The organism is Rhodococcus sp. D-46 (genome assembly GCF_011290655.1).
GTDB lineage: Bacteria > Actinomycetota > Actinomycetes > Mycobacteriales > Mycobacteriaceae > Rhodococcus_F > Rhodococcus_F qingshengii.
Window position 1 is genome coordinate 378,117 of record NZ_JAANTF010000007.1, and the last position, 25,057, is coordinate 403,173.

21 protein-coding genes and 1 tRNA gene are annotated in these 25,057 nt (G+C 62.9%); 11 read left to right on the forward strand and 11 right to left on the reverse strand.

Going from position 1 to position 25,057, the window contains the following annotated elements; all coding sequences use genetic code 11:
* The first annotated feature begins 81 nt into the window (after positions 1-81).
* Positions 82-2,364: an ATP-dependent DNA ligase gene (locus G9U53_RS20145; protein WP_003940540.1), complete on the forward strand. Its 2,283-nt coding sequence runs from the start codon at positions 82-84 to the stop codon at positions 2,362-2,364.
* On the opposite strand, the gene G9U53_RS20150 is transcribed toward G9U53_RS20145, so the two are convergent.
* A complete protein-coding gene (locus G9U53_RS20150; protein WP_242692603.1) occupies positions 2,264-3,802 on the reverse strand; it encodes an MFS transporter in 1,539 nt (512 codons plus the stop codon). The genes G9U53_RS20145 and G9U53_RS20150 overlap by 101 nt on opposite strands.
* Positions 3,803-3,882: 80 nt before the next feature.
* Between G9U53_RS20150 and G9U53_RS20155 the strand changes: the two genes are divergently transcribed.
* Entirely contained in the window at positions 3,883-4,530 is a 648-nt protein-coding gene (locus tag G9U53_RS20155) for a TetR/AcrR family transcriptional regulator (protein WP_165639107.1), read from the forward strand.
* A gap of 4 nt (positions 4,531-4,534) precedes the next feature.
* On the opposite strand, the gene G9U53_RS20160 is transcribed toward G9U53_RS20155, so the two are convergent.
* A complete protein-coding gene (locus G9U53_RS20160; RefSeq protein ID WP_064443874.1) occupies positions 4,535-5,257 on the reverse strand; it encodes a MerR family transcriptional regulator in 723 nt (240 codons plus the stop codon).
* Between the two features lie 108 nt (positions 5,258-5,365).
* On the opposite strand from G9U53_RS20160, the gene G9U53_RS20165 reads away from it, so the two are divergent.
* Positions 5,366-6,589, forward strand: a complete 1,224-nt coding sequence (locus tag G9U53_RS20165) for an erythromycin esterase family protein (protein WP_165639108.1) — start codon at positions 5,366-5,368, stop codon at positions 6,587-6,589.
* 5 nt (positions 6,590-6,594) lie between these two features.
* On the opposite strand, the gene G9U53_RS20170 is transcribed toward G9U53_RS20165, so the two are convergent.
* Entirely contained in the window at positions 6,595-7,704 is a 1,110-nt protein-coding gene (locus tag G9U53_RS20170) for a serine hydrolase domain-containing protein (protein WP_165639109.1), read from the reverse strand.
* Between the two features lie 250 nt (positions 7,705-7,954).
* Between G9U53_RS20170 and G9U53_RS20175 the strand changes: the two genes are divergently transcribed.
* The 4 genes from G9U53_RS20175 to G9U53_RS20190 all read left to right on the forward strand — a co-directional run bounded on the left by G9U53_RS20175 (position 7,955) and on the right by G9U53_RS20190 (position 11,843).
* Positions 7,955-8,488 carry an NlpC/P60 family protein gene (locus G9U53_RS20175; RefSeq protein WP_020970417.1) on the forward strand — a complete coding sequence of 178 codons (534 nt, stop codon included), beginning with the start codon at positions 7,955-7,957 and terminating at the stop codon, positions 8,486-8,488.
* A gap of 65 nt (positions 8,489-8,553) precedes the next feature.
* A complete protein-coding gene (locus G9U53_RS20180) occupies positions 8,554-9,240 on the forward strand; it encodes a response regulator transcription factor (RefSeq protein WP_003940586.1) in 687 nt (228 codons plus the stop codon).
* On the forward strand, positions 9,237-10,232 hold the full coding sequence (locus G9U53_RS20185) for a HAMP domain-containing sensor histidine kinase (protein WP_050654680.1): 996 nt from the start codon (positions 9,237-9,239) through the stop codon (positions 10,230-10,232). Before G9U53_RS20180 ends, G9U53_RS20185 begins: the two co-directional genes overlap by 4 nt.
* 108 nt (positions 10,233-10,340) lie before the next feature.
* Positions 10,341-11,843 carry a DUF4173 domain-containing protein gene (locus G9U53_RS20190; RefSeq protein WP_347570819.1) on the forward strand — a complete coding sequence of 501 codons (1,503 nt, stop codon included), beginning with the start codon at positions 10,341-10,343 and terminating at the stop codon, positions 11,841-11,843.
* A gap of 73 nt (positions 11,844-11,916) precedes the next feature.
* Here G9U53_RS20190 and G9U53_RS20195 read toward each other — a convergent pair whose 3' ends face one another.
* Positions 11,917-14,253 carry an arylsulfatase gene (locus G9U53_RS20195; RefSeq protein WP_165639110.1) on the reverse strand — a complete coding sequence of 779 codons (2,337 nt, stop codon included), beginning with the start codon at positions 14,251-14,253 and terminating at the stop codon, positions 11,917-11,919.
* A 205-nt stretch (positions 14,254-14,458) separates the two neighbouring features.
* Here G9U53_RS20195 and G9U53_RS20200 point away from each other — a divergent pair, with 205 nt between their 5' ends.
* Positions 14,459-15,127: a TetR family transcriptional regulator gene (locus G9U53_RS20200; protein ID WP_030534932.1), complete on the forward strand. Its 669-nt coding sequence runs from the start codon at positions 14,459-14,461 to the stop codon at positions 15,125-15,127.
* 30 nt (positions 15,128-15,157) lie between these two features.
* Positions 15,158-16,075 (forward strand): TauD/TfdA family dioxygenase, encoded by a 918-nt coding sequence (locus G9U53_RS20205; RefSeq protein WP_165639111.1) that lies wholly within the window; start codon positions 15,158-15,160, stop codon positions 16,073-16,075.
* Position 16,076: 1 nt separating this feature from the next.
* On the opposite strand, the gene G9U53_RS20210 is transcribed toward G9U53_RS20205, so the two are convergent.
* Both G9U53_RS20210 and G9U53_RS20215 read right to left on the reverse strand, forming a co-directional pair.
* A complete protein-coding gene (locus G9U53_RS20210; RefSeq protein ID WP_165639112.1) occupies positions 16,077-17,039 on the reverse strand; it encodes a formylglycine-generating enzyme family protein in 963 nt (320 codons plus the stop codon).
* Between the two features lie 49 nt (positions 17,040-17,088).
* A tRNA-Arg gene (locus G9U53_RS20215) sits at positions 17,089-17,164 on the reverse strand.
* 242 nt (positions 17,165-17,406) lie between these two features.
* On the opposite strand from G9U53_RS20215, the gene G9U53_RS20220 reads away from it, so the two are divergent.
* Entirely contained in the window at positions 17,407-18,786 is a 1,380-nt protein-coding gene (locus G9U53_RS20220) for an LLM class flavin-dependent oxidoreductase (protein WP_165639134.1), read from the forward strand.
* Positions 18,787-18,795: 9 nt separating this feature from the next.
* Here G9U53_RS20220 and G9U53_RS20225 read toward each other — a convergent pair whose 3' ends face one another.
* From G9U53_RS20225 to G9U53_RS20245, 5 genes are all read right to left on the reverse strand, one after another.
* Positions 18,796-19,803, reverse strand: a complete 1,008-nt coding sequence (locus G9U53_RS20225; RefSeq protein WP_223304418.1) for a helix-turn-helix domain-containing protein — start codon at positions 19,801-19,803, stop codon at positions 18,796-18,798.
* A 72-nt stretch (positions 19,804-19,875) separates the two neighbouring features.
* Entirely contained in the window at positions 19,876-20,742 is an 867-nt protein-coding gene (locus tag G9U53_RS20230; protein ID WP_054827295.1) for an acyl-CoA thioesterase domain-containing protein, read from the reverse strand.
* Positions 20,739-21,563, reverse strand: coding sequence for a DUF1295 domain-containing protein (locus G9U53_RS20235; RefSeq protein ID WP_081558259.1), 825 nt, complete (start codon positions 21,561-21,563; stop codon positions 20,739-20,741). The genes G9U53_RS20230 and G9U53_RS20235 overlap by 4 nt, the downstream gene beginning before the upstream one ends.
* Positions 21,560-22,483, reverse strand: a complete 924-nt coding sequence (locus tag G9U53_RS20240; protein ID WP_058037860.1) for an SDR family NAD(P)-dependent oxidoreductase — start codon at positions 22,481-22,483, stop codon at positions 21,560-21,562. Before G9U53_RS20240 ends, G9U53_RS20235 begins: the two co-directional genes overlap by 4 nt.
* Positions 22,480-23,691, reverse strand: a complete 1,212-nt coding sequence (locus G9U53_RS20245; protein ID WP_081558258.1) for an acetyl-CoA C-acyltransferase — start codon at positions 23,689-23,691, stop codon at positions 22,480-22,482. Before G9U53_RS20245 ends, G9U53_RS20240 begins: the two co-directional genes overlap by 4 nt.
* Positions 23,692-23,814: 123 nt before the next feature.
* On the opposite strand from G9U53_RS20245, the gene G9U53_RS20250 reads away from it, so the two are divergent.
* Positions 23,815-25,047, forward strand: a complete 1,233-nt coding sequence (locus G9U53_RS20250) for an acetyl-CoA acetyltransferase (protein WP_030534916.1) — start codon at positions 23,815-23,817, stop codon at positions 25,045-25,047.
* Positions 25,048-25,057: the final 10 nt, after the last annotated feature.

Sequence of the window (25,057 nt, forward strand, 5' to 3'; positions counted from 1 at the left end):
GCGGCAGGTTTCCGATCCATCAGATTTCTACTGCCAGACGCAGCGCTATCCAGACACAGTGCTATCCAGCACAATGAGGAGATGGCAACGACGGATCGGGGTCAGATCACGCTCGATGGCACAACGGTGTCCGTGACCAATCTGGGCAAGATTCTCTACCCCGAGAGCGGCACCACGAAGGCCGAAGTCATCGACTACTACACCCGTATCGCCGCAGTCATGCTTCCGCATGTCGTCGGTAGACCGGGTACTCGAAAGCGTTGGCCCAATGGCGTGGACGGTCAGTCCTTCTTCGAGAAGAACCTGGCGTCGTCTGCCCCGCAGTGGCTCACGCGTGCGTCGCTGCAACATTCTGATCGTGTCGTCACTTACCCGGTCTTCGATTCCGTTGCATCCCTGGCGTGGCTGGGGCAGCAGGCCGCACTCGAATTGCACGTTCCCCAATGGCGATTCGACGGTTCCGAGCGTGGTCCGGCGACACGACTGGTATTCGATCTCGACCCGGGCGAAGGCGTCGGATTGACCGAGTGCGCCGAGGTGGCGAGGTCGATTCGAGATCTGGTCGCAACTCTGGGGTGGACTGCCTATCCGGTAACCAGTGGTAGCAAGGGAATTCACCTCTACGTTCCACTGGATCGAGCCTTGGACGGCAGCGGTGCGTCGACTGTCGCCAAGCAGATCGCCACCGGACTCGAGAAGCTTCACCCGGATCTCGTCACCGCGACGATGGCTCGAAATGTGCGGGCAGGCAAGATTTTCGTGGACTGGAGTCAGAACAACGCAGCCAAGACAACCATTGCGCCGTACTCGATGCGCGGTCGCGATCAACCCTATGTTGCCGCGCCGCGCAGTTGGGACGAACTCGACGATCCGAAACTACGACATCTGTTGTTCGACGAGGTTCTGGAGCGCGTCGAATCCGATGGTGATCTGCTGGGCGATCTGGATCCGCCGGTCTCGGCGGCTGTAGCCGACACGTTGACGCACTATCGCAACAAGCGGTCGGCCGACCGGACGCCGGAGCCGATCCCTGCTGCGGTGACCAAGGAGACAGCGGGCAATACCTTTGTGATTCAGGAACATCACGCCAGACGATTGCATTACGACGTTCGGCTGGAGCGGGATGGTGTGCTCGTGTCCTGGGCTGTTCCGAAGGGCGTGCCGACCAGTGCCGGAGAGAATCGGTTGGCCGTGCACACCGAGGATCACCCGCTCGAGTACGCCACGTTCTCGGGCACGATTCCGAAGGGGGAGTACGGCGGCGGTTCGATGACGATTTGGGATTCCGGGACGTACGAGACCGAGAAGTGGCGTGAAGACGAGGTGATCGTGCGCCTGAGTGGGAAACGGGTGCAGGGACGCTTCGCGCTGATCCGGACGAAGGGTGACCAGTGGTTGATGCATCTGATGAAGGATCAGAACGCGAGTTTCGGAACGGAGTTTCCCAAGAATCTCGAGCCGATGCTTGCCACCGCTGGAACGCTCGAAGGTCTCGACTCGCAGGAGTGGGCTTTCGAAGGAAAGTGGGACGGGATCCGAGTGATTCTCGAATATCATTCGGGCACAATGTCACTTCGCAGTCGCGCGGGTAACGACAAGACCGGGGACTATCCCTCCCTTGCCGGGTTGGCCGAGGTGCTGGACGGTCATGACGTGGTTCTCGACGGTGAAGTGGTGGCGTACAACGACGCGGGGGTCACCGATTTCGGTCTTCTCCAGCGAGGTGGGGAGCCGGTGTTCCTGGCCTTCGATCTTCTGTACCTCGACGGAGTGTCTTTGCTGCGGAAATCCTACTCGGACCGGCGCACCGTGTTGAATGCGTTGGCGGGCAAGGTCGGTGAGCTCGAGGTACCTCCACAGATCGAGGGCACGGCGGAGAACGCGTTGGAGGTGAGTACCGATGCCGGATGGGAAGGGATTGTCGCCAAACGTCGTGCATCGGTCTACCTTCCGGGGCGGCGTGGGTCGAGTTGGATCAAGGTGAAGAACTGGCGCACTCAAGAGGTGGTGATCGGAGGGTGGCGCACCGGGCAGGGCAATCGAGCACAGGGGATCGGGGCGCTGCTCATGGGAATTCCGGGTGAGGATGGATTGACCTACGTTGGGCGCGTCGGTACCGGCTTCAGTGATCGCGACTTGGAGTCTTTACTTGCGACACTGGAACCGCTGCGTCAGAAGGAAAGTCCGTTCGGGGAGGAACTTCCAGCAGATGACCGCAAGGGTGCGGTGTGGGTGAGGCCGGAACTCGTCGGTGAGGTGCGGTTCATGGATTGGACGAAGACCGAGCGTCTGCGTCATCCGAGTTGGCGAGGTCTGCGGGAGGACAAGAAACCGGGCGACGTGGTGCGGGAAACAGTGCAATGACGGCCAACGCACCGACGAACGCGACTGCGGCACAGATTTGGATTCCGGTACTCATCGCCGAGGTGTAAGCCTGGTTCGCTGCGTCGGTCAAGGCACTCGCGGGGGGAGCGCCGGCATGGATCTGCGCCGGATCGGCTGTGGAAGTGCCGACTCCGGGTTCGAAGCGGGACCGGAAAACGGTGGCTACGACCGTCCCGATGACGGCGACGCCCAGAACTCCACCCAACTCTCGCACGACGCTGTTGATCGAACTGGCCATCGAAGCCTGCTGGGGCGCAACCGAAGACATCGACGTGGTTGTGGCCGGAGCCATGACCAACCCCATCCCCGCGCCGACCAGTGCCATGATCGCAGCCAGGATTCCGAACGGTGCGTACCTATCTGCTGCGATCGACAGGACCAACAGTCCCGCGGACATGACTGCGAGACCGGTCGCGATCGAACTGCGCACGCCGAATCGGCCGACCATACGATCGCTGCTGGAGGCGACAGTCGCCATCACTATCGCAAACGGAACTGCACCGACGCCGGCGACCAATGGACCGTAACCACGAACTAATTGGAGGTATTGCGTGTACGTGAAGAGAACTCCGAAAAGGGCGAAGAATGTTACGGCCAAGATGGCATTGGAGGTGCTGAACACTCGACTGGTGAAGATGCGCACGTCGGTCATCGGCGCCGAGGCCCGCAGCTCCCACCAGACGAATCCGGCGAGAAGTGCTGTTGCGCTGACGATCTCCAGCACCGTGACGGGCGACGACCATCCGCGAAGGCTTGCCTGGGTGAGGGCATCCACGATCAAAGCCAGTCCGCCGGCGGACAGCAGGAGTCCGGGGATGTCGAACGAACCCTTCGTGATCCCTCTTGCCGGGGGCACAAGAAAAACCGTCGCGGCGATCACACCGGCGACCAGTGGGACGTTTATCCAGAAGACGCTTCCCCAACTGAAATGTTCGAGAAGTACGCCACCGGCCACGGGGCCGATCGCGATTCCCAGTCCGGCGGTTGCAGACCAGATTCCTATCGCCCGGCCTCTCTCGTGCGGGGCGAACATCGAGACGACAAGTGACAGCGTCGCCGGCATGACCAGTGCGGCGGCTGCCCCCATCACTGTTCTCCATCCGATCAGCTGCATTGACGTGTGAGAGAGGGCAGCGAAGGCTGACCCGAGGGCGAACAAGGTGAGGCCGGTCAGAAGTATCCGACGGTGACCGAATCTCGCGCCGAGTCCACCTGCCGTGATGAGCAAGGCGGCGAACGCCAATGTGTATGCGTTGGTGATCCATTGCAGGTCGACGGTGGTCGCCCGCAGTTCGCGGGCAAGGGTCGGGATAGCGGTGTTGAGGATGGTGTTGTCGATCGTGACTACGACGAGGGATGTGCAGAGGGCGCCCAGTGCTGCCCATCGTCGCCGGTCAGTGGGTTCGAGGGAATTCATCATGTCCTTACGAATGTAACCTTACGAATGTTTAGTGATGAGAACGTACCCCCACGCCTTACATGTGTAAAGTTTGTCGGGTGAGTGATGTTTCCGAAGATGCCGATGAAACTGGGACGGGTGGTTCTCGGAGTACTCGCGCCCGAAATCCGAGAGGAAGCGGCGCACGGCTCCGCGGAGAGATCGTCGCCGCAGCGGCGACGCTCATCGCCCGCACCGGATCGGATCAGGCGGTGACGCTCCGATCAGTCGCTCGCGAAGTCGGGATATCCGCACCATCTATCTACGGACACTTTTCCGATCGCGATGCCATTGTCGAAGCGGTGGTCTCCGAATCGCTGGAGCAGTTGCATCTCGCCGTGGCCGACGCCGTTTCCGCACACCCCGACCCGGTCGAGGGTCTGTATGCCGGGTGCTCGGCATACGTCGAGTTCGGCATTTCCGAGCCCGCTCGGTATCGGGTCTTGTTCGGGTGGTCCAGGCCGAAAGGTCAGTCACCACAATCGGATACGCGAGGACTGGCCGCCTTCAACACGCTGGTGACCAACCTCGACGCGTGCGTCGCCGCTGGGAGGTCGGCCAGCACAGACACTTTTGTCGATGCGGTATCGATCTGGACTTCGCTGCACGGACAGGTGATGTTGCGGGCCGATCTTCCGGAATTCCCGTGGCCGTCGACCGACACCGTCGGTGAGATGGTGAGGAGCCTTGCGCGGCTTGTGAACTGACGCCTCAACCGTTTGCTGATCGGCAACCAGGCGAGGTCTGATCCAGCATCGTGAGATAGGCATCGAGCTGAGCCGCGCCGGCGAGAAGGTTGCGACTGCGTGTGGTCAGCCGGTCCTGCCAGGATTCGAGGAACGCTGACAATGCGTCTGCTCCGCCGGCCTCGCGCAGCGAATCGAGAAACTGGGCGACTTGCGACAGCCGATAGCCACCGCGCCGCAGCTGCCGTGCGATCTCGGCGTCGCGCACACACTCCGAACCGTATTCGCGATAACCCGTTGCCTGTTCGCGCTCGGGGCGCAGGATGCCATGCTCTTCCCACGTGCGCAGTGTCGCCGGGTGAACGCCGAGACGGCGCGCCAGCTCACCCACCGTCAGCGCTGGACCGTGCACCAGTGCCGGTGCCATGGTGGACAGAGTCCCCAGCGCTGTGGCTACCTCGGTGCGAGTTTTTCGCTCGGCGAGCAGCGTCACGTGCGCACTGTCGATCAGGCGGTAGGCGGACTCGGTGTCGCCCTGGTTGGTTGCCCGCATGATTTCCGTGGCCCGCTGGTGCCCGTGACCGCCGCGCAATGCGAGGAAAGTGCGCAGGGCTTGCGCGTGCACTGGGGTGTATCGCCGGTAGCCGTAAGTGCTGCGCTCGGTCGGAGGGAGGATGCCGGCATCGTCGTAGTTGCGGATCGCCTGTGCGGACAACCCGTGTTCACGGGCAAGGTCGATGGGCCGCACTGATCACCTCCGATTGAGGCTTTTCACGTCATACCCCAGGTAATTGCCGGTAAAAGTTTAACCGGAATCTTCAACGATACTGTCGAAGGCAGTCCACCTTCGAAAGGGATGATCATGTCCACTGCCCCAGCGCTGAGTGAGTTCGGCCGCCAACTCGAAGACGCGGCAAGTCTTGGTCGTGCCGTCGACGAACTGCTCGCAGCGCGAACCGAGGTGCCGGCTCTGCTCGCTCTCGGCGAGCCGACTCATGGGATCAAGGCTTTTCCGTTGCTGCGCAACGAACTTCTCGGCCAACTGGTCGAACGAGGATATCGGTCGATCGTGCTCGAAACAGATGTCTTTGCGGCTTTGCTCGTGAACGACTACGTGAACGGGGGAGAGGCGGACATCGAGAAGGTGCTCGCCACAGGCTTCAGCCACGGATTCGGTGCGGTACCGGGAAACCGCGAACTCGTCGAATGGCTACGCGAGTACAACCACGGCCGCGCTCCGGCCGACCGAGTTCGCTTCTACGGCTTCGACGCTCCGGTGGAGTACTCCGGCGCACCGAGCCCACGTGGCGCGCTGTCTGCAGCAGGTGACTTCCTGCCCGCTGCGATGCGGCCGCACTCGTTCGACGACATCGACCTTCTGCTCGGGCAGGACCCCGACTGGACCAACCCGGCGGCGATGTTCGAACCGGCTGCGTCCGTCGGCAACTCCGATCAGGCTCGTGCCCTGCGCATCATTGCGGACGACCTCGCCAGCGTCCTGCGGCGCGCCGCACCTGTGCTGCGGCCCGCCGACCCGGGCGGATACGACCTGGCCCTCGCACACGCACGCACCGCTGTAGGTCTTCTGCGCTACCACGCCGCGATGGCGAGTTCCGCTCCTGATCGTATCGGCACTCTGCTCAGTCTCCGTGCCGAGATGATGGCCGAGAACCTGCTGGCCGTCGTCGCCCAGGAGCAGCGACGCGGGCCGATCCTGCTCTTCGCACACAATGCCCATCTCCTGCGAGTGCCGTCCGACATGCCCGTCTACGGCGACGTGGTCAGCTGGGGGAGCGCCGGCTCACTTGTCGGACTTGTCCTCGGAGAGCGCTACGTATTCGTGGCAACCGACGCCAACCCCGACAGTGATCCGGGCACTCTGCAGGGAGCGTTGGCCGATGCGACCAGTCGGCGTGCCCTGTTTCCGACCCCCGCACTTCGCGCAGCACTTGACCTGTCCGTCACCGCGGGAGAGGCGATCCTGCCAGGGCATCTGCCGCTGAAACCTTCGGAGTTGGACGGCGCCGACGCGGTCATTTTCGTCGCGGACACTGATGGAAAACGTCATCAATACTGGTAACAGCGTCAAGGGCAGAGTGCGTGCGAGAGTATCGCGACGGTGTCCGGCTGGTCCTTCGGCGTCGACGTCAGCGTCACAGTGAACGCGCGGTCCGGCGTCGCACCGGACAGTGTGTAGTACCCGTAGATCCCACCACTGTGGCCGGTATAGGTGACGCCGCAGGGAAGTTCGGTGGCGCCGACGCCCATCCCGTACCCGAGCCCCTCGGCTTCGGTGGCGCCGACCTGAGGGGTGGTCATCTCGGCAAGCTGCTCGGCCGGCACCACCTGCCCGTCGAGTAGCGCGCGCCAGAAGGCGTTCAGGTCTGTGCCCGTCGAGACCATCGCTCCGGCAGACCAGGGGATCGACGGTTCCGTGCGGGAAACGTCGGTCAGGCCACCGTCGAGATCCTGATAGCCCGTCAGGTGATCGCCCCTGATGTCGAGCTCACCGGCCGGCGGGAGGTACGTGTCTTCCAAGTCCAGCGGATCGAGTATCCGAGACCGGAGTTCATCGGCGTAGCTGCGGCCACTCACGGATTCGACGAGCATTCCGAGAACGATGTAGTTGGTGTTGGTGTAGACGAACGACGTTCCGGGGACGAATTGCGCCGGTTTGCCGAGGGCGATGGCGACCGCGGCGGACGGCGTCAGCGTTCGGTTCTCGTTTGCTGCAATCCATTCGTCGGCGCCGGGTTCTCCGGCGAACTCGGGAAGGCCGCTGCGATGTTGCAGCAGTTGCCGCACGGTGATCGCGCTACCGTCGATGCCACTGCCGTCCATGTCACTGCTTTGCAGTAGGCCCGGGAGATACTGCTCGATCGGTGCGTCGAGGTCGACCTTGCCCTCGGCGACCAACTGCAGAACGAGCGAAGCTGTGAATGTCTTTGTCACACTTCCGATCCGGACGCGATCATTCTTGCCGATCGAATCGCCGTTGGTCCGGTTGGGCACGCCGCTGGTCATGACAGCCGTCGTGGTGCCGTCGTCGAGTGTTGCGATCGACCCGACGACACCCGACCTGGTGAGTCCGTCGAGATCCGATTGAATCTCCACTGCGCGCTGGAGCGTCGAGCAACCGACGAGTGCCGTGGTGGCTCCGATGATGACCGCGGCGACGAGCAGGTATGGGCGCATGAGTCGAATCTATGGACCTTGTCGTGCCGCGGGATCCAGGAAATCCCCCATCATTCCCTGATCTTCTGCCAGCCCGGGACGTAAGGCCCGTTTGTTCAAAACCGACAAATCGGATCAATCATTCCTGTCCGAACACCACGTCCACGCCGTTAACATCCGAACGAAGTGTTTGTTTTCACGTGTCTTACCAGTTCACGGCTATCGAGGTGCGCTGCCGCGCGCCGAAACGACTCCCACGAAGGACGGATGCATGAAGAAGTCGACACTCCGCACGGGAACGGTCGCGGCTTTGCTGACCGGAAGTGTCCTGTTGCTCTCCGCTGCCCCCGCCTCAGCCGACCCGGGAAGCCTCGGTAGCGGTGGCAGTAGCGGGAGTTCCGGAAGCTTGGGAAGCACGGGCAGCATCAGCAGCGGATCAGCCGCCCTTCCGATTCCGAGTCCGGCAGGGCTGATCGCGCTGGCAGCGGCGAGCACTCAGACCGGAAAGCCCTACCAGTGGGGCGGCGTCGGGCCGAACTCGTGGGACTGCTCCGGGCTGGTGCAATGGGCGTTTCGGCAGGCCGGCGTGAATCTGCCACGGACCAGCCAACAGCAGGCCAACGTCGGACAGCCGGTTCCCCGGTGGGCCCTCGCCCCCGGCGACGTCATCACCTTCTACCCCGGTGCGACGCACGTCGGCATCTACGCTGGGTTCGGAATGGTGTTCAACGCCTACGGAGTTGGTGTTCCGACCGGACTGACGCCCCTGGCGGATCTGCCGATCAATAACATCCGCAGGTTCTAGAACCTGCACAGAACCTTCACAAGTCCTCCCAGGTTCATCCACGAGGGCCGAATACAGTCAGTTCCATGAGTCAGCGAAGAGTGCTCGTGGTCGACGACGAGGTCAGCATCTGCGAGTCCATCGCGGCGAGGCTGCGTGCCGAGGGCTACGACGTCGAGCTGGCGTTCGACGGTCCCAGCGCGGTGGCCCGCTGCGAGCAGATGGACGCAGACCTGGTGGTACTCGACGTGATGATGCCGGGATTCGACGGACTCGAAGTCTGCCGCCGCATCCAGGCCGTGCGCCCGGTGCCTGTGCTGATGCTGACCGCTCGCGCCGATGAAACGGACATGCTGATCGGTCTCGGCGTCGGGGCCGACGACTATCTGAGCAAGCCGTTCAGCATGCGTGTGCTCGTCGCCCGGGTGCAGGCTCTGCTTCGGCGTGCGGATCGCGCGGAGCACGCTGCTCGCCCGGTGGCCGACCTCCTCGAGTTCGGTGACGTCGTGATCGACCTGACCGAACGTCGAGTGCGCCGTGATGCGCAAGAAGTTCACCTGACTCGCACCGAATTCGATCTCATCGCCTATCTGGCGGAGCGGCCGCGAGCCGCGATCCCGCGGGAGTCGCTGCTCGAGGAGATCTGGGGCTGGGGTGAGGGAGCGGGCAGTCGGACCGTCGACAGCCACGTCAAGGCACTGCGACGCAAGCTCGGACCTTCCGTGATCCGGACCGTTCACGGCGTCGGGTACGCCTGGGACGTGCCGCGATGAGCGGCGTCGACCGACTCTTTGCACGGTGGCCGCGGCCGCTGGACCCGATGCGGTCCTTCAAGGTGAAGGTCGGCCTCCTGGTTGTCGCAGCACTGGTGTTCGCCGCGGGTGGTTTCTGGCTGACGTCGCAACAACCGTTTCGTTTTGCTCTACTGACGGCGTTGGTTGTCGCTCTAGGCGTTACTCAGGTGCTCGCACACGGTATGACGTCACCGCTTCGCGAGATGACGGCCGCGGCGAAGGCGATGGCGCGCGGCGACTATTCGCGGCGAGTACGAGCGACTTCCAGAGACGAAGTAGGCGAACTCGCCCATGCGTTCAATCGGATGGCCGAGGACCTCGGGGCCGACGACCGGTACCGCCGCGAGTTGATCGGCAACGTCTCCCATGAACTGCGCACGCCCATCACCGCTTTGCAAGCCATGCTCGAGAACGTCGTCGACGGTGTCGAAGAACCGGATCCGGCGATGATGAAATCGGCGCTGCGGCAAACGGAACGACTGGGCGCGCTGGTAGCCGACCTTCTCGATCTCTCGAAACTCGAGGGTGGCGCAATGCCGTTGAAACGCCGCCGTTTCGAGGTCGAGCCGTTCTTACGCGAGCTGTCGAGTGTGAGTGCGGGCGACATCGAGATAGACGTCAAGCCTCCACAATTGTCCGTGGTCGCCGATCCGGATCGCCTCCACCAGGTGGTGACCAACCTGGTGGACAATGCGGTTCAGCACGGGAACGTCGACACCAAAGTTGTCATCCGAGTACGTACCGGCAGCGCGGGGGAGTTGGTGCTCGACGTCCACGACGACGGCCCCGGCATCGAACCACAGGCCCGTGAGCGAGTGTTCGACCGCTTCATCCGCGGCGGCTCGACCGACGGAGGCACCGGACTCGGCCTCGCGATCGCGAAGTGGGCGGTCGAATTACATGACGGCAGGATTGCCGTCGTCGATGCCCCGTCGGGTTGTTGCATTCGAGTAGTGCTGCCGCAGAACTGAATCAAAGTCCCTGACGAGATCGAGAGATCTCGCGATGGCGCATGTCTTCATCGGCATTCGTCTGTACTTCCGACCCTGAAAAATTGAACCAGACACATAGGAGATCACATGAGCGCTCCGATAGTAATTCCACCGAAACCGCCGATGCCGGCCGTAAAACCCAAGCGTTCCAGCCGGTTCTGGCGTCCCGATCGCACTTCGATGGCCACCCGCTCGATGCTCCTCGGCGCGGCCGCAGTAGGGGTGCTTGCGGCCCTGATCCTCGACCCAGGGTTCGCGAGTATCGCGTACGTGATCGTGGGTGCCAGTGTGGTGATCGTCTTCGGGATTCTGACGCCGCCGCGGATGACCGTGACGCAGTGGGTCGCCGCCATCGGGATGCTCGCACTGCTGGGTGTTGCCGCCGTTCGCGGTGCGGAGTGGTTGGTGTTCCTCTGCGTCGTAGCTGCGTGGGTTCTGTTCACGTGGACTCTGATCGGCGGGCGGACGTGGACCGGAATACTTCTGGGAACGGTCGCTCCCTGGCGGGCACCCCACCGGACGGTCAACTTCGTTCGTCGTCGAAAACTTGCTACCCGCTCTGCTCCGCGGGTGCCGGCGGCGCGAGTTGTCGTCGTAAGCGCAGTATCGATTCTTCTCCTGCTGATTTTCGGATCTTTGTTCGTGAGTGCGGATCCGGAGTTCGCGAAGATCTTCGGCGGCTTCGCTCCTGCCATCTCGGTGTCGAACCCGGGAGCACGGATCTTTGCCGGCGTCGTGATGGCGTTCGGCACGCTGGTTGCGGTGTATCTGCGCCGCAGAACGCCGACGGTGGACGCGTTTGCACCTGCGCAGGCGACGCCGTTGCCGATGTGGGAGTGGGCGGTCCCGCTCGGAGTACTCAACGTGCTGTTCCTCGGTTTTGTTGCAGTACAGACGAAGACGCTGTTCGGGGGAGACGAGCACGTACAGGTGACCGATGGACTGACCTATGCGGACTATGCGCGTGAGGGTTTCTGGCAGCTCATGGCGGTTACCGTGCTGACGCTGCTCGTCATCGCCGTCGCAGTGCGGTACATCGACCGCCGCGACGCTGGATCGAGGCGTCTTGCCCGCGGACTGCTGGGTGCCCTGTGTGTTTTCAGCCTGGTGATCGTGGCGTCCGCTGTGCACCGGATGTGGTTGTACGAGAATCAGTACGGTTTCACGGTGCTCCGGGTCAGCGTCTTCGCGACAGAGCTGCTTCTTGGCTTCGTGTTCGTGTTGTTGCTCGTCGCAGGTATTCGGATGTCCGGGAAGTGGCTGCCCACAGCTGTTCTCGCCACTTCGGCCGTCGCACTGCTGGCCTTCGCGGTGTTCAACCCCGACGCGTACATCGCGCAAAAGAACATGGAACGGTTCGAGGGCGGCAAGAGCATCGACGTTTCCTACTTACGCGGGCTCTCCGTGGACGCGGTACCTGCCTTGGATCGTCTACCGGAACCGCAGCGTTCATGTGCCTTGAGCAGATATCGATTCGGAGTGCCGGGCACCACTGCGCCCTGGGAGTTCAACGCAGCGCGTGAGAAGGCCCGCGACATCCTGGAAGCTCGCCCGGTGGGGCCGTGCCTGCAGATGTACACGGTCGGATAGACGCAGGGCGATTGTGCAGCCGCACGGCAGATATCGCGCGCGGCTGCACAATCGGCGAGCGTCGCCTGGTCGATCAGTGCACGGCGAGTGAGATTTTCTCCCGTTCCTCTGCGGACACCACATCTCGGGTGGATCGTAAGTCGACGGTCACGCTGTGGAGTTTGCCGCCGTAGCGGAACGTGCCCTTGTCCGCGAACTCTTCCGCGACCGGGCTTCCCCGGTTGATGCCGACGTCGAGCTGCTCGTTCATGCTGAAGATCGCCCGAGTGGTCTTCTCGATCCGGCCCTCGGAGACCACCTCGTCGTCGACGCTCAGGGTTGCGGTTCCACCCTTGCCGATTCCGCCGCCGTCGTACTCGAAGTGGACGGACACCTCGCGCGCATCGGGTGCCAGCGGGTTGCGCCCACGCACGAAGGTCCGACCACCGCCGCTGAAGTTGTAGCAGTAGACGGGGACGGAATCGAGTATGTACAAAGCGAATCCGCCGAACCGGCCACCGAGGCTGACCAGCATGCCGTCGGCGACGCTACCCAGACTCGCGGTCAGCGTGTATGAGCGGTTGAAGAACGTCGGCGCGGCTTTCTCGACCAGACCGTTCATGTGTGGGTACAGAGTGAGGGTCTTGCGGCCCATCATCGGATGCGGGGGTCGTGATTCCGCGGTGGCGTGGCGACCGACCGTTCTGTCGTCCAGCGGCAGCACCTGATATTTGGCCGCCTCGACGAGGAACTTTTCCTTGAGCCGGGCCAGGATCTCGGGATGCTCGTCTGCGAGATCGCGGGCCTGCGACCAGTCGACCGAGGTGTCGTACAGCTCCCAACGGTCCTCGCTCATCGGTGTGAGCTCGAGGCCGTGAGTGGCCATCAGCCAGGGTGCGCGGTGGGCCGTGACTGCGGTCCAACCGTAATCGTAGATTCCGCGGTTGCCGAAGATCTCGAAATACTGTGTGGTGTGGCGCTCTTCGGCGTCGGGCTCGGCGAAGGTGTAGTTCATCGCCACGCCTTCCATCGGTTTCTGGGTCACCCCGTCGACGCTGGACGGTGCCGGAATACCGGCAGCTTCCAGGATCGTCGGCGTGATGTCGACGCAGTGATGCCATTGCTCCCTGATGCCTGGCTTGTCGATCCCCTTGGGCCAGTGGGCGATCAGGCCGTTCCGGGTACCGCCGTAATGGGACGCAACCTGCTTGGCCCACTGGTACGGGGTGTCGAGAGCCAGAGCCCACGACGCCGGATAGTGCGGGTAGCTGGTTTCGGTCCCCAATTCGTCGTAGCGCGCCAGTACGTCGGATGTCGCACTCTTGTAACCGTTGAGGCCGGCGAGGTAGTTGAACGAGCCCTCCATTCCGCCTTCCGCGGAAGCGCCGTTGTCACCCATCATGTAGAGCACCAGAGTGTTGTCGAGTACACCCATGTCCTGCAACCGGTCGACGAGCCTGCCTACCTCGTCGTCGGTGTGCTCGAGAAATGCCGCGTACAACTCCATCAGACGGGCCGAGACCTTCTTCTGGTCGTCGCCGAGTTCGTCCCAGTGTGGGAGCCCCGGAGCCCACGGGGCCAATTCGGTGTCAGGAGCGACGACGCCCAGTTCCTTCTGCTTTTGGAGGGTGATCTCGCGTTGGCGATCCCACCCGTGATCGAATTCGCCGACGTACTTGTTCAGGTATCGGTCCGGAACCTGGAGTGGAGCGTGGCACGCGCCGAAGGGGAGATAGCAGAACCACGGCTTGTCGGGGTCCATCGTGTTGACGCCCTCGATCCATTCGATCGCGTGGTCGACGAGATCCTCTGACAGGTGGTAACCCTCCTGTGGTGTCTTGGGTAAGTCGACCATCGTGAAGTCCTCGTAGAGAACCGGGGTGAACTGGTCGGACTCGGCACCGAGGAAACCGTAGAACTTGTCGAAACCCTCACGGACCGGCCACCGATCGAACGGCCCGGCAGCGGTGGTCTCCCACGTCGGGGTCTGGTGCATCTTGCCGAAAGCGCCTGTCGCATAGCCGTTTCCCTGTAGGACGCGTGCGACCGTGGCGGCAGAGGCGGGGCGGGTCCCGTTGTATCCCGGTGCCGCGTTGGCCATTTCGGAGATGACACCCATACCGACACTGTGGTGGTTGCGCCCGGTCAGTGTGGCGGCACGCGTCGGCGAGCACAGAGCCGTGGTGTGGAATCGGCTGTATTTCACGCCGGTTTCGGCCAAACGCTCGGCGGTGGGGGTGCGGCACGGGCCACCGAACGCGGAGGGTGCGCCGAATCCGACGTCGTCGATCATGATCAGCAGCACGTTCGGGGCCCCGGCCGGCGGGCGAAGCGGTTCCGGGCGGGTGTACGGGGGATTCTGATCGGGGTAGTACACGGCGGCCGCGACGTTCGGCGTCTCGGGAATGATCGGAATGGAATGGCGATTCACCAGCAGGCTCCTTGGCGTGTGCAAAACCGGGCGGATTAAGCAGTCGTCTTAATCTGGAGCGTATCGATCGGAATTCAGTTGGCGGCGTATGTCTCGTTGACTGGGACAACTACCCCCGTGAGTGGTTAAGGAGTCCCTGCACTCCCTAACCGCGCACAGGGGATGGGGCTTGCGGAATTAAGACAGTGACTTATATGGTCGGTGTATGCCCGCCTCGTTGGATGCCAAGAACGCCATGATCGCCGTCGCCGAGCGGATGTTCGCCGAGCAAGGTATTCACGAAGTGTCCATGCGGGACGTGGCGACTGCGGCCGGGCAGCGCAACAACTCTGCAGTTCAGTATCACTTCGGTGGGCGAGACGGTCTGGTGCTGGCCGTATTCCGGCATCGGATGGATCAGATCAACGCAGCGCGACTGACGTATCTCGACGACATCGACGCCAGTGGGCGGACCGACTTGGTCCGTGCTTTGGTCGAAGCCTTTCTGTACCCGCTGGCAGATTTTCTGGCGACGGTCGACGGTTCCAACTATGCGAGGTTCATTGCCCGAATCTCACCGTCGGTGGATACGCAGAGTGCTGAGTTCCGCGAGGTCAGCGAGGGGATCAACGAAGTTGTCGTCAGGTTGACGCGGGCGTTGCCGCATCTATCTCGCCGCGTCGCGGTCGAACGGATCGATCTGACGTTCAACATGAGCGTCTCCGCTCTGGCAATCTTCGAGCAGCGCCGCGAAGACGAAAACCCGGTTGTGCAGGCAGATTTCGATACGACGGTGGATCATCTGGTCGATCTCGCGGTAGGAGCACTGACCGCGCCCCAAAGCGCACACAAACGCACACGAGCAAAGCGGGTGCACGCGTCGACTGACGTGTGACCCCACGACACGACAGGACGGAGTCATTCGATGGCTACCCTTACATCCTCACGAACAGTCCAAATCGGCAATCACACAATCGAATTCGGACCACGCGGAATGAGGCGAAACCCGGAAGGCGTTGAATCGAGGCCGTACGAGCGGTTTACTCTGACACCCGTCACACCGTTCATCGGTGCCGAGATCAGCGACATCGACCTGCGTGATCCGTCGGAGGAGCAGATCGAGGATGTGCGTCGGGCCCTGCTCGAATGGAAGGTCGTGTTCTTCCGTGACCAGCCGATTTCGAGCGTGAATCATCGTGACTTCGCTGCCCATTGGGGCGAACTCGAGGTCCATCCACTTCTCCCACAGGGAGAGGTTCCGGCAGTCGTCAGATTCGAACGCGGAGAGGACAGTCCAGGAACCGAGAACATCTGGCACGTCGACGTCACCTGGACGAAGACGCCGCCGCTCGGTTCAGTACTTCGGGCGATCGACGTACCGCCTGCCGGTGGTGACACGCTCTGGGCTGATATGGGTAACGCCTTCGACTGCCTCCCCGACGAGATCAAGGAATTGATCGACGGCAAGGACGCCATCCACGATTTCGTGCCGTCCTTCGGACGCGGCATGAGCCCGGAGAAGTTGGAACAGATGAAGAAGCAGTACCCGCCGGTCCTGCACCCGATGGTGCGTAAGCATCCGGAGACAGGGCGGAAGACGCTGTTCGTCAACAGCCTCTTCACCACCCACATTCCGGACATGGATCCTGTCGAAGGCAACGATCTGCTCAATTTGCTGTTCGCGCAGGTCAAGGTCCCGGACTTTCAGTGCCGCTTCAAGTGGGCGCCGAATTCCATTGCCTTCTGGGACAACCGGGCTACCCAGCACTACGCAGCGAGTGATTACTTCCCTCATCGCCGCGTGATGGAGCGGGTGGCAATCCTGGGGGACGTGCCCTTCTGATCTACGTCTGCGGAATGCGGATGATGCACCGGAAGCCGACGTGGCAGGTCGAGGACTCCTCGGATTCGCCCTGCCGCGCGGCAGGGCGGTAGCGCAAGCAGTAGTTCGGTGCACACAGATGTGAGCCGCCCTTGATCACCCGTCGTGCGTAGGGTTCGCCCGCCAACGCCTCCGTGGCGAACTCCGCTCGGGGATTACGAGGAATGCAGCACGACGAGGCCGGCGCGACGTTCTTGGAACTGTGGGCGTGGTCGGACGTGTAGTGATCGGCCGTCCATTCCCACACGTTCCCGGCCATGTCGAACAGTCCGTAGCCGTTGGGCCGGAACTTTCCGACCGGAGCGGTGCGCTCGTAACCGTCCTCGAGCAGGTTCTCCCAGGGGAACTGGCCCTGCCACACGTTGCCACCGGGCCGCCCGCCCGGAGAGTCGTGATCGCCCCACACGTAGGCCTGGCGATCGAGTCCGCCGCGGGCGGCAAACTCCCACTCGGCCTCGGTCGGGAGTTCCTTGCCGGCCCACGCGGCATAGGCCTGGGCGTCGAAGTACGACACGTGGGTGACGGGGTGCCGTTCACGTCCCCCGATGTTGCTGTGGGCGCCCTCGGGATGGCGCCAATCGGCGCCGGGAGTGAACGACCACCACTGGGTGTAGTCGTCAAGTGAAACCGGGCCGGGTGGCGAAGTGAAGACCAACGATCCCGGGACGAGGAGGGTTGGATCGGCGCCGGGATAGTCGGCGGCATCCGGGGCGATTTCAGCAGTGGTGACGTGGCCGGTTGCCTTCACGAAGCGTCGGAACTCGGCGACCGTCACCGCCGTCGTGTCCATCCAGAATCCGTCGACGGTGACCTGGTGAGCTGGGCGTTCTTCCGGATAGAAATCTTCGGAGCCCATCCAGTACGTCCCACCCGCGATCAAAGACATGTTCTTCGGGGGAGTAGCCGTGGAGTGAGGCGTCGTCATGAATTCAAGAATGGCACGTTGGTCGCGCCGATGTGGGGAGAGTCCCACCTGGTGCCCTCGGCAGGATTCGAACCTGCGACCCTTCCTTTAGGAGAGGAATGCTCTATCCCCTGAGCTACGAGGGCGGGGAGCGTACCGACAAGCACTGAAAACCCTGTGCTGCCGGGGTTTTCGCTTCCCGATACTGCTGTTGCATCCGCTCGACCTGTCGGCACGAAGCCTCGGGCGTCACAGCTGCGCTAGTCAGTGTAGCGGCCCGCCGACGAGGTCGCGAAGTCGACGGTATCGCCGGGTGCAAGCAGGAGCCGAACCGATCGCACTGATCGCAATGGTGTTCACCGCGGAGCAGGCACGGCATCGTGCGGGAATGACCCGCAGAATCCGATTCAACGCCTTTGCCATGAACTGCGTCGCCCACCAATCGCCAGGTCTGTGGCGCCACCCGGAGGACCAGTCGTCCAGGTACACGGATCTGACGTACTGGACGGAGTTGGCGAAGCTCCTCGAGCGTGGACGATTCGACGGGCTGTTCCTGGCCGACGTGTTGGGAACGTACGACGTGTACGGCGGCAATCACGACGCAGCGCTGCGGCAGGGCGCGCAGGTACCGGTCTCGGACCCGCTACTGCTGGCGTCGGCGATGGCTGCCGTGACCGAGCACTTGGGCTTCGGGATCACCGCAGGTACAGCTTTCGAGCATCCCTACCCGTTCGCTCGGCGCTTGAGCACCCTCGACCACCTGACGAACGGGCGAATCGGGTGGAACGTGGTCACCGGATACCTCCCCTCGGCCGCGCGGAACATGGGCGAGGACGACCAACTCCAGCACGACGATCGCTACGACCACGCGGACGAGTACCTCGAAGTTCTCTACAAGTTGTGGGAAACGTCGTGGGAAGACGACGCGGTGGTGCGTGACAGAACCACCGGGGTCTACACAGACCCCGCCAAGGTTCATCCGATCGAGCACGAAGGCAAGCACTTCACGGTTCCGGGCATCCACATCTCCGAACCTTCTCCGCAGCGGACGCCGGTCATCTTCCAGGCCGGCGCGTCGCCTCGTGGGGTGCGGTTCGCCGCTGAGAATGCCGAGGCGATCTTTGTGGGTGCACCGACAAAGGCGATTCTCAAAGACACCGTTGCTCGAATCCGAAACGAACTGACGAAGGTCGGGCGAGATCCGTACTCGGCCCGCATCTACACACTGTTGACGATCATCACCGACCGAACCCCTGAGTTGGCCCAGGCGAAGCTCGAGGACTACCGCAGTTACGCGAGTAGTGAAGGCGCGCTCGTTTTCACCTCGGGGTGGATGGGAATCGACCTCTCCGGATACCGAGCGGACGAGCCGATCGGGAACGTCGAGAGCAATGCCATTCAATCCGCGGTCGCATCGTTTCGTCAGGCCGACGAGAAAGGTGGCGAATGGACGGTGGGGGACATCGCGGAGTGGGCGGGCATCGGCGGGCTCGGCCCGATCGTTGTCGGTTCCGGCGCGGAGGTCGCCGACGAATTGCAGGAGTGGGTGTCCGAGACCGACGTCGACGGTTTCAATCTCGCGTACGCGGTGACTCCCGGAACCTTCGAAGACATTGTGGAGCATGTGATTCCGGAGCTGACCAAACGAGGTGCCTACCAGAGCGACTACGACGAGGGAACGCTGCGCAACAAACTGTTCGGGCGAGGGGACAGGCTGCCGCTCGAACACCGAGGCCGGAGCTTCGACCGGATCCGCACTGCCGGCTGAGCGGGGACCTCAGGACCAGCCGGACCCGGGTACGTGAACCGAGGTGGTGAGGTCGACGGCCTCGATGTCCGAAGACCTCAACTCTTCACCGCACACACTGCAACCCAAGCGTGCTTCGAACCGTTTACCGCAGGCCTTGTGATGGAGAACGATGTCCGGGCCGTCCGCGGATCTGAACCAACGCTGACCCCAGGAGATCATGCACATCACCACGGGGAAATACGCCGTGCCCTTGGCGGTGAGTCGATACTCCGACCACTGTGGGCGATCCGGAAGCGGACGCGTTTCCATCACACCGATCTCGGTGAGGTGCTTCAAGCGATCCGCGACTATCGCCGGTGGTGCACCGGTGATCTCGGCGAACTCTCCGTAGCGGCGAGCGCCTCGGAAAGCTGCACCGATGATCGCCGCTGACCAGCGATTGCCGACAAGTTCCATCGTGTGAGCCAGAATCTCCGGACGGCGTTCGGACTTGGTGGAGCGTCGCCGCGATGTTGCTTCCGGGACACTGCGTGAGAAGTCCCCACTCGGACCCATTTGGGAGTCCAGGGATCGTACGTCCACGTCCTCGCCGCACTCCTTGCAGCGCAGGATCGGGGTGAAGTCGTTTCCGCAGGTGCTGTGCCGCAGTGGTGGAAGCGGCTGGGTTTCATTGGGCGCCCACTGCTTCTCCCACGACCACATGGTGATCAGGACGGGCCAGATCGACTGCCCTTTGCGGGTGACCGAGTATTCGTGCCTGGGCGGGTTCTGCTGATACTCACGACGCTCGAGCATTCCGCCGGCCGTCAGGACCGCCAACCGTGAGGACAATACAGAGTTGGAGATTCCCCCGAGGGCGAGCCAGTCGTTGTATCGCCGCGACCCCAACAGGGCGAATCGCAGAATCCAGAGGTTCCACTCGTCCCCCAACAACCCGAGCGTGACGGCCAGTGCGTTCGGACCGCCGGCAGGCAACTCGGTGACGCCCGCCGACGCGGTGGGTGTCGAAGATCCGGCTGCATTCACTCGTACCACCCCGAAATCATAGGCCGCGCACCCTGCGGCACCGCGAGACCGTACCGAATGGTCTGCAGAAAGAGTCGGGAATCACTCGGTGCGGGCAATGAGTAACGCTTCCTGAGTGATCTGGCAGATCTGGAGTCCGGACTGATCGAAGACCGCGGCATTCACTACTGCTCTGCCGGTGTGAGCTGTGGGGGTCGAGTGCTCGAAGAGCAGCCACTCGTCCGCCCGCACAGGGCGTTGAAACCACATCGTGTGATCGAGGGACACACCAGTCCAGTCCGTGTCGAGCGAGTGCTCCTGCCCGATGTCGTAGCCGTGCGGAGTCAGCGCGGTTGCCATCAGCATCAGATCACTGGCATAGGCGAGAGCAGCCACGTGAATCAGCGGATCGTCGCTCAGCCGCTGAGCCGAACGCATCCAGATGTTGCGCGGAGGCGCCGCCGAATGCGTCGTGGGGGCCTGCGAATCGATGGGGGACACACGAATCTCGATGGCGGAGAACTCCTCCCACACCTCTCCCAGCCCGCCGTCTGCCTCGGCCAACTCCTGCAACGTCACGCACTCAGCGGGCGGGAGTGCGGTAGGTACTGCGCGACTGTGAGTGATGCCCTCGTCGATCGAGGAGGCAGAGACCGTCGAACGGCAGACGAGTCGTCCGTCCTGGTGGACGTCGACGCCTCTGGTGGACAGGCGTTTTCCGTCCCGAAGGCGATCTACCGAGAACTCGGTCGCGCGATTCGTCGACCCCGGGCGAAGGAAGTGGGTGTGGACGGAACTGATCGCTTTGCCGTCGGTAACCGTGTGCCCGGCTGCGAGAATCGACTGGGCTACCAGTTGGCCGCCGAACAGCTGAGGCAGCCGAACACCGTCGTTCGACCCTTGCCACCGGTCCGGGCCGGTCGATTCCAGATCGAAGACGTCGGCGAGACCACTCGTGGGGGCGCTCACGACGCGTGGTTTCGTGCCGGACGGGGTGGACGAGGTAAGAATCCGCTGGTCCGGGCGACGTAGTCGTCGTAGGCCTGCCCCTTGCTCTTGCGCATGCCGCGTTCGAGAAGGGCCTTACCGCTGTAGCTCACCAGCAGTTTGATCATGACGATCGGAGAGACGATCGTGATCAGCGCCAATGGATCACCAAGCGCGAGGATGAACAGTCCGACCCAGACGCATGCATCACCGAAGTAGTTGGGATGGCGGGTCCAGGCCCAGAGCCCACGGTCCATCACCTTCCCGGCATTGGCCGGATCAGCTTTGAAGCGGGAAAGTTGGTAGTCTCCAACCGATTCGAAGACGAAGCCGACGGTCCAGACCGCGATGCCGATCGCGCCGAGGACTCCGAGGGCGCGAAACTCGTACATCGCGAACTGGACGGGCAGCGACACCACGAGAATGAGAACGCCCTGGAGGCCGTAGATTTTGCGAATCAGGAACGGAACCAGCGGTCCCTGTTGATGTTTGAGCAGGGCAGTATAGCGCTTGTCCTGCCCGTGCCCACGGTTTCGGAAGCCGATGTAGAGGCCGAGTCGCATTCCCCAGACCACGGTCAGAGCCAGCACGACGAGGCGACGCAGATCGTTGCCGTCCGACCCGATGGACGTCAGGTACGAGACGACGGCGACGACGGCGAAGCCAGGCCCCCAGCAGATGTCGATGATCGAGTGATTGTTCATCCGGATGGCGACGGCCATCACGACTGCGATGAAGACGAGGACGGCGAGTGCGCTCACACCGAAGTTCAGTGCAAGGTCGCCCACTGGGATGTCGGTCATGCGCGCGCTTTCTGATTGTGGTGGTCGAGCAGTTCGGAAGCGAAGTCCGCGAAGGCTTCCTGTGCGCTCGGATAGGTGTGAGGAGCGCCGAGTCGGCTGGTCACGAGTAGCGCGTCGAGCGCTTTGGCATCGAGTTCTGTGGTGGTGGGCAAGAATTCGGTCGAGCCCTCGACGGCGTCGGCCGAACGCACCCCGTTGCCTGCCGTGACGATCACCTGCCCGTTGGTCGTGGACTCGGGATCGACGAGGGCGGTGACCACCGGGGCTACCAGGTCGGCACCCATGATGTCGATGAATCGTGGATCCATTCCGGATTCGGTCATCTGCGTAGTGGCATAGGGCAGTACGACATTGGTGAACACATTGCGACTCGCACCTTCGCCGGCTGCGGTGCGTCCCAATGCGATGACGGCACCCTTGCTGGCGGCGTAGGCGGACACGGTGGGTTCTCCGTGCAGTCCTGCGGTCGAGGCAATCATCACGATGCGCCCGAATCCGGCTTCGCGCATCACTCGGGAGGCTTCGGCGGCGACCAGTGCGGTTCCGACGACGTTTGTCGTGATGACGGTGCTGAGGTTCTCGGCGGTGGTGCGATGAAGCATCTGTGGACCGCTGACCGCGGCGCTGGTGATGCAGAAGTCGAGTCGTCCGAACCGAGTGAGAGCGTCGTCCACCAACTTTCGGCCGACCTCGGGGTCGGTGACGTCGTCGTGGTTGGCGACGGCCTGTCCACCGGTTTCGAGGATTTCGTCGACGACCTGATCTGCAGGCCCTCGGCCGCTCCCGTCGAGTGTGCGATTCCGATTGTTGACGATCACCGTGACCCCTCGGCTCGCGAGATGCAGTGCGACGGCACGGCCGAGGCCCTTACCCCCTCCCGTGACGACGGCAACGCGGCCGGAGAGTGAACTGACGGTCATGAGGCGATCCGTTCGACGAGCACCGCGACTCCGACACCGGCTGCGCCGCTGACCGCGGCCACACCGTAGCGTCCGTCGCTCCGTACCAGTTCGTCGACACATGCGCCGACGAGAATTGCTCCGGTGGCGCCGAATGCATGGCCCATCGCCATCGTGCCTCCGTTGGGGTTCATGCGGTCCGGCCCGGCGTCAAGATCGCGGCGGAACCGTAGGCAGAGCGCGGAGAAGGCCTCTGCGAACTCGAACACGTCGATGTCCTGTGGACGAAGCCCGGCTCGCGCGATGACTGCCTCCACGGCGCTCTGACCCGCAGTGAGCATGAGGACCGGATTCACCGAAGTCGAGGCGGATCCGATGATCCGTGCGCGAGGGGTCAAGCCGGCTCTCGCCGCGGCTTTCTCGGATCCGAGGAGTAGGAGCGCTGCGCCGTCGGCCATGGCGGGAGAGGATCCGACGGTGTGCAGGTGTTCGACCTTGCCGACCTCAGGGTAGGCGGCGAGCGCGAGTGCATCCTGACCGGCGGCGCCGAGCCCTTCGAAGGCCGGAGGCAGCGCGGCGAGTCCCTCTGCCGTCGTCTCTGCCCTGACCAGTTCGTCGTGCGCGATTCCGGCTTCACCATTTCTGCCGGGGACAGGCACAACGGACCGCTCGAATGCGCCGTTGCGCCAGGCCTCGGCAGCCTTGTGCTGGGTTTCGACGCCGTACGCATCCAACTCGTCGCGGGAGTACCCCTCGATCGTGGCATTCAAGTCGGCGGCAACACCCATATGGATGGAACCGATCTGCGCGATAGTTGCCGGATCGGTCCACAGCGGTCCGCGATCACTGAACATCGGAGTCCGGGAGACGCTTTCGACGCCACCGGCCACGACGAGGGACACGTCGTCGCCGCGAATGCGGGCCGCGCTCTGGCCAACTGCGTCGACGCCGGATGCGCAGAATCGGTTGAGGGTTGCGCCGGGGACGGAGTCGCCCCAACCGGCAAGGAGTGCGGCAGTTCTAGCGATGTTCGCGCCCTGCTCGTCCACCTGCGATGCGCAACCGAGAACGACGTCGTCGATCTGTTCTGCGGCGAGGTTCGTTCGACCCTGCAAAGCCTTGGCCAGGTGGACGACAAGATCGACTGGGCTGTGTTCGTGGAGGGCGCCTCGCGCCGATGCTCGACCGCGCGGCGTTCGCACGTAGTCGAGGACAAAAGCATCAGTCATTTTCAACCCTTCAATTAGTAGAGTTACTCTGCTAGTTGTAGTACGGTTGCGGTGAAATTACAACCGCCGTTGCGCGGGTATCTCGGTGACGTCACCGAGGCCGGATCGGCAAGGGGAGAGGTCATGACTGTTTCGAACATTTGGATTCTCGGCGGGTACCAATCCGACTTCGCACGGAACTTCACCCGTGAGGAACTCGATTTCGCGAACCTTGCCGAAGAGGTGGTGAACCACACCCTGGATGCGGCGAAGGTTCCTGCCACCGACATAGAGGTGATCCACGTCGGTAATGCCTTCGGGCAATTGTTTGCCGGCCAAGGTCAGCTGGGCGCGATGCCCGCCACCGTGCATCCAGACCTGTGGGGTGTGCCCTCGTCTCGGCACGAGGCGGCGTGCGCATCGGGCAGTATCGCTGTACTTGCAGCGATGGCAGACCTGCGCGCCGGCAACTACGACGTGGCTCTGGTGATGGGTATCGAACTGGAGAAGACGGTTCCGGGTGATGACGCGGCTGGCCATCTGGGCGCTGCAGCCTGGGTCGGACACGAAGGTCAGGAAGCAAAATTCATGTGGCCGTACATGTTCGACCGTGTGTCGAAGGAGTACGGGCGGCGTTACGGGATCGACGAATCTCACCTTCGCGCGATCTCGCAGATCAACTTCGCAAACGCGAAGAACAACCCCAACGCGCAGACACGCGGTTGGGCGGTGCCCGATCTACTCGGAAATGCGGGTGGTGACGACACCACCAATCCCGTTGTGGAAGGTGGTGTTCGACGATTCGATTGCAGTCAGGTGACCGACGGTGGCGCCGGGGTTGTGCTGGTGACGGACAAGTACCTCCGAGAGCATCCTGATGCCGCGGCGACTCCGCTGGCCCAGATCGCGGGCTGGGGTCACCGGACAGTTGGTTTAGGTCTCGAGCAGAAGCTGGCCCGCGACGCCGATAATCCCTACGTGATGCCACACGTTCGGGATGCGGTGATGGGTGCCTTCTCCCGGGCCGGAGTCGACCTGGCCGGGATAGACGGGATCGAAACACATGATTGTTTCACGGCGAGTGAGTATCTCGCGATCGACCACATCGGTCTGACCGCGCCCGGCGAGTCGTGGAAAGCCATCGAGAGTGGTGATATCGCCATGGGCGGCAAGCTACCGATCAACCCCAGCGGCGGTCTGATCGGCGGTGGTCATCCGGTGGGTGCCAGTGGTGTTCGAATGCTTCTCGACGCGGCCCATCAGGTGACGGGAACGGCCGGCGGTTTCCAAGTCGAGGGTGCGAGCCGCTTTGCGACGCTCAACTTCGGTGGAAGTACGGCCACCACCGTCAGTTTTGTCGTCGACGCAGTTTCCTGAAAGTGCAGCC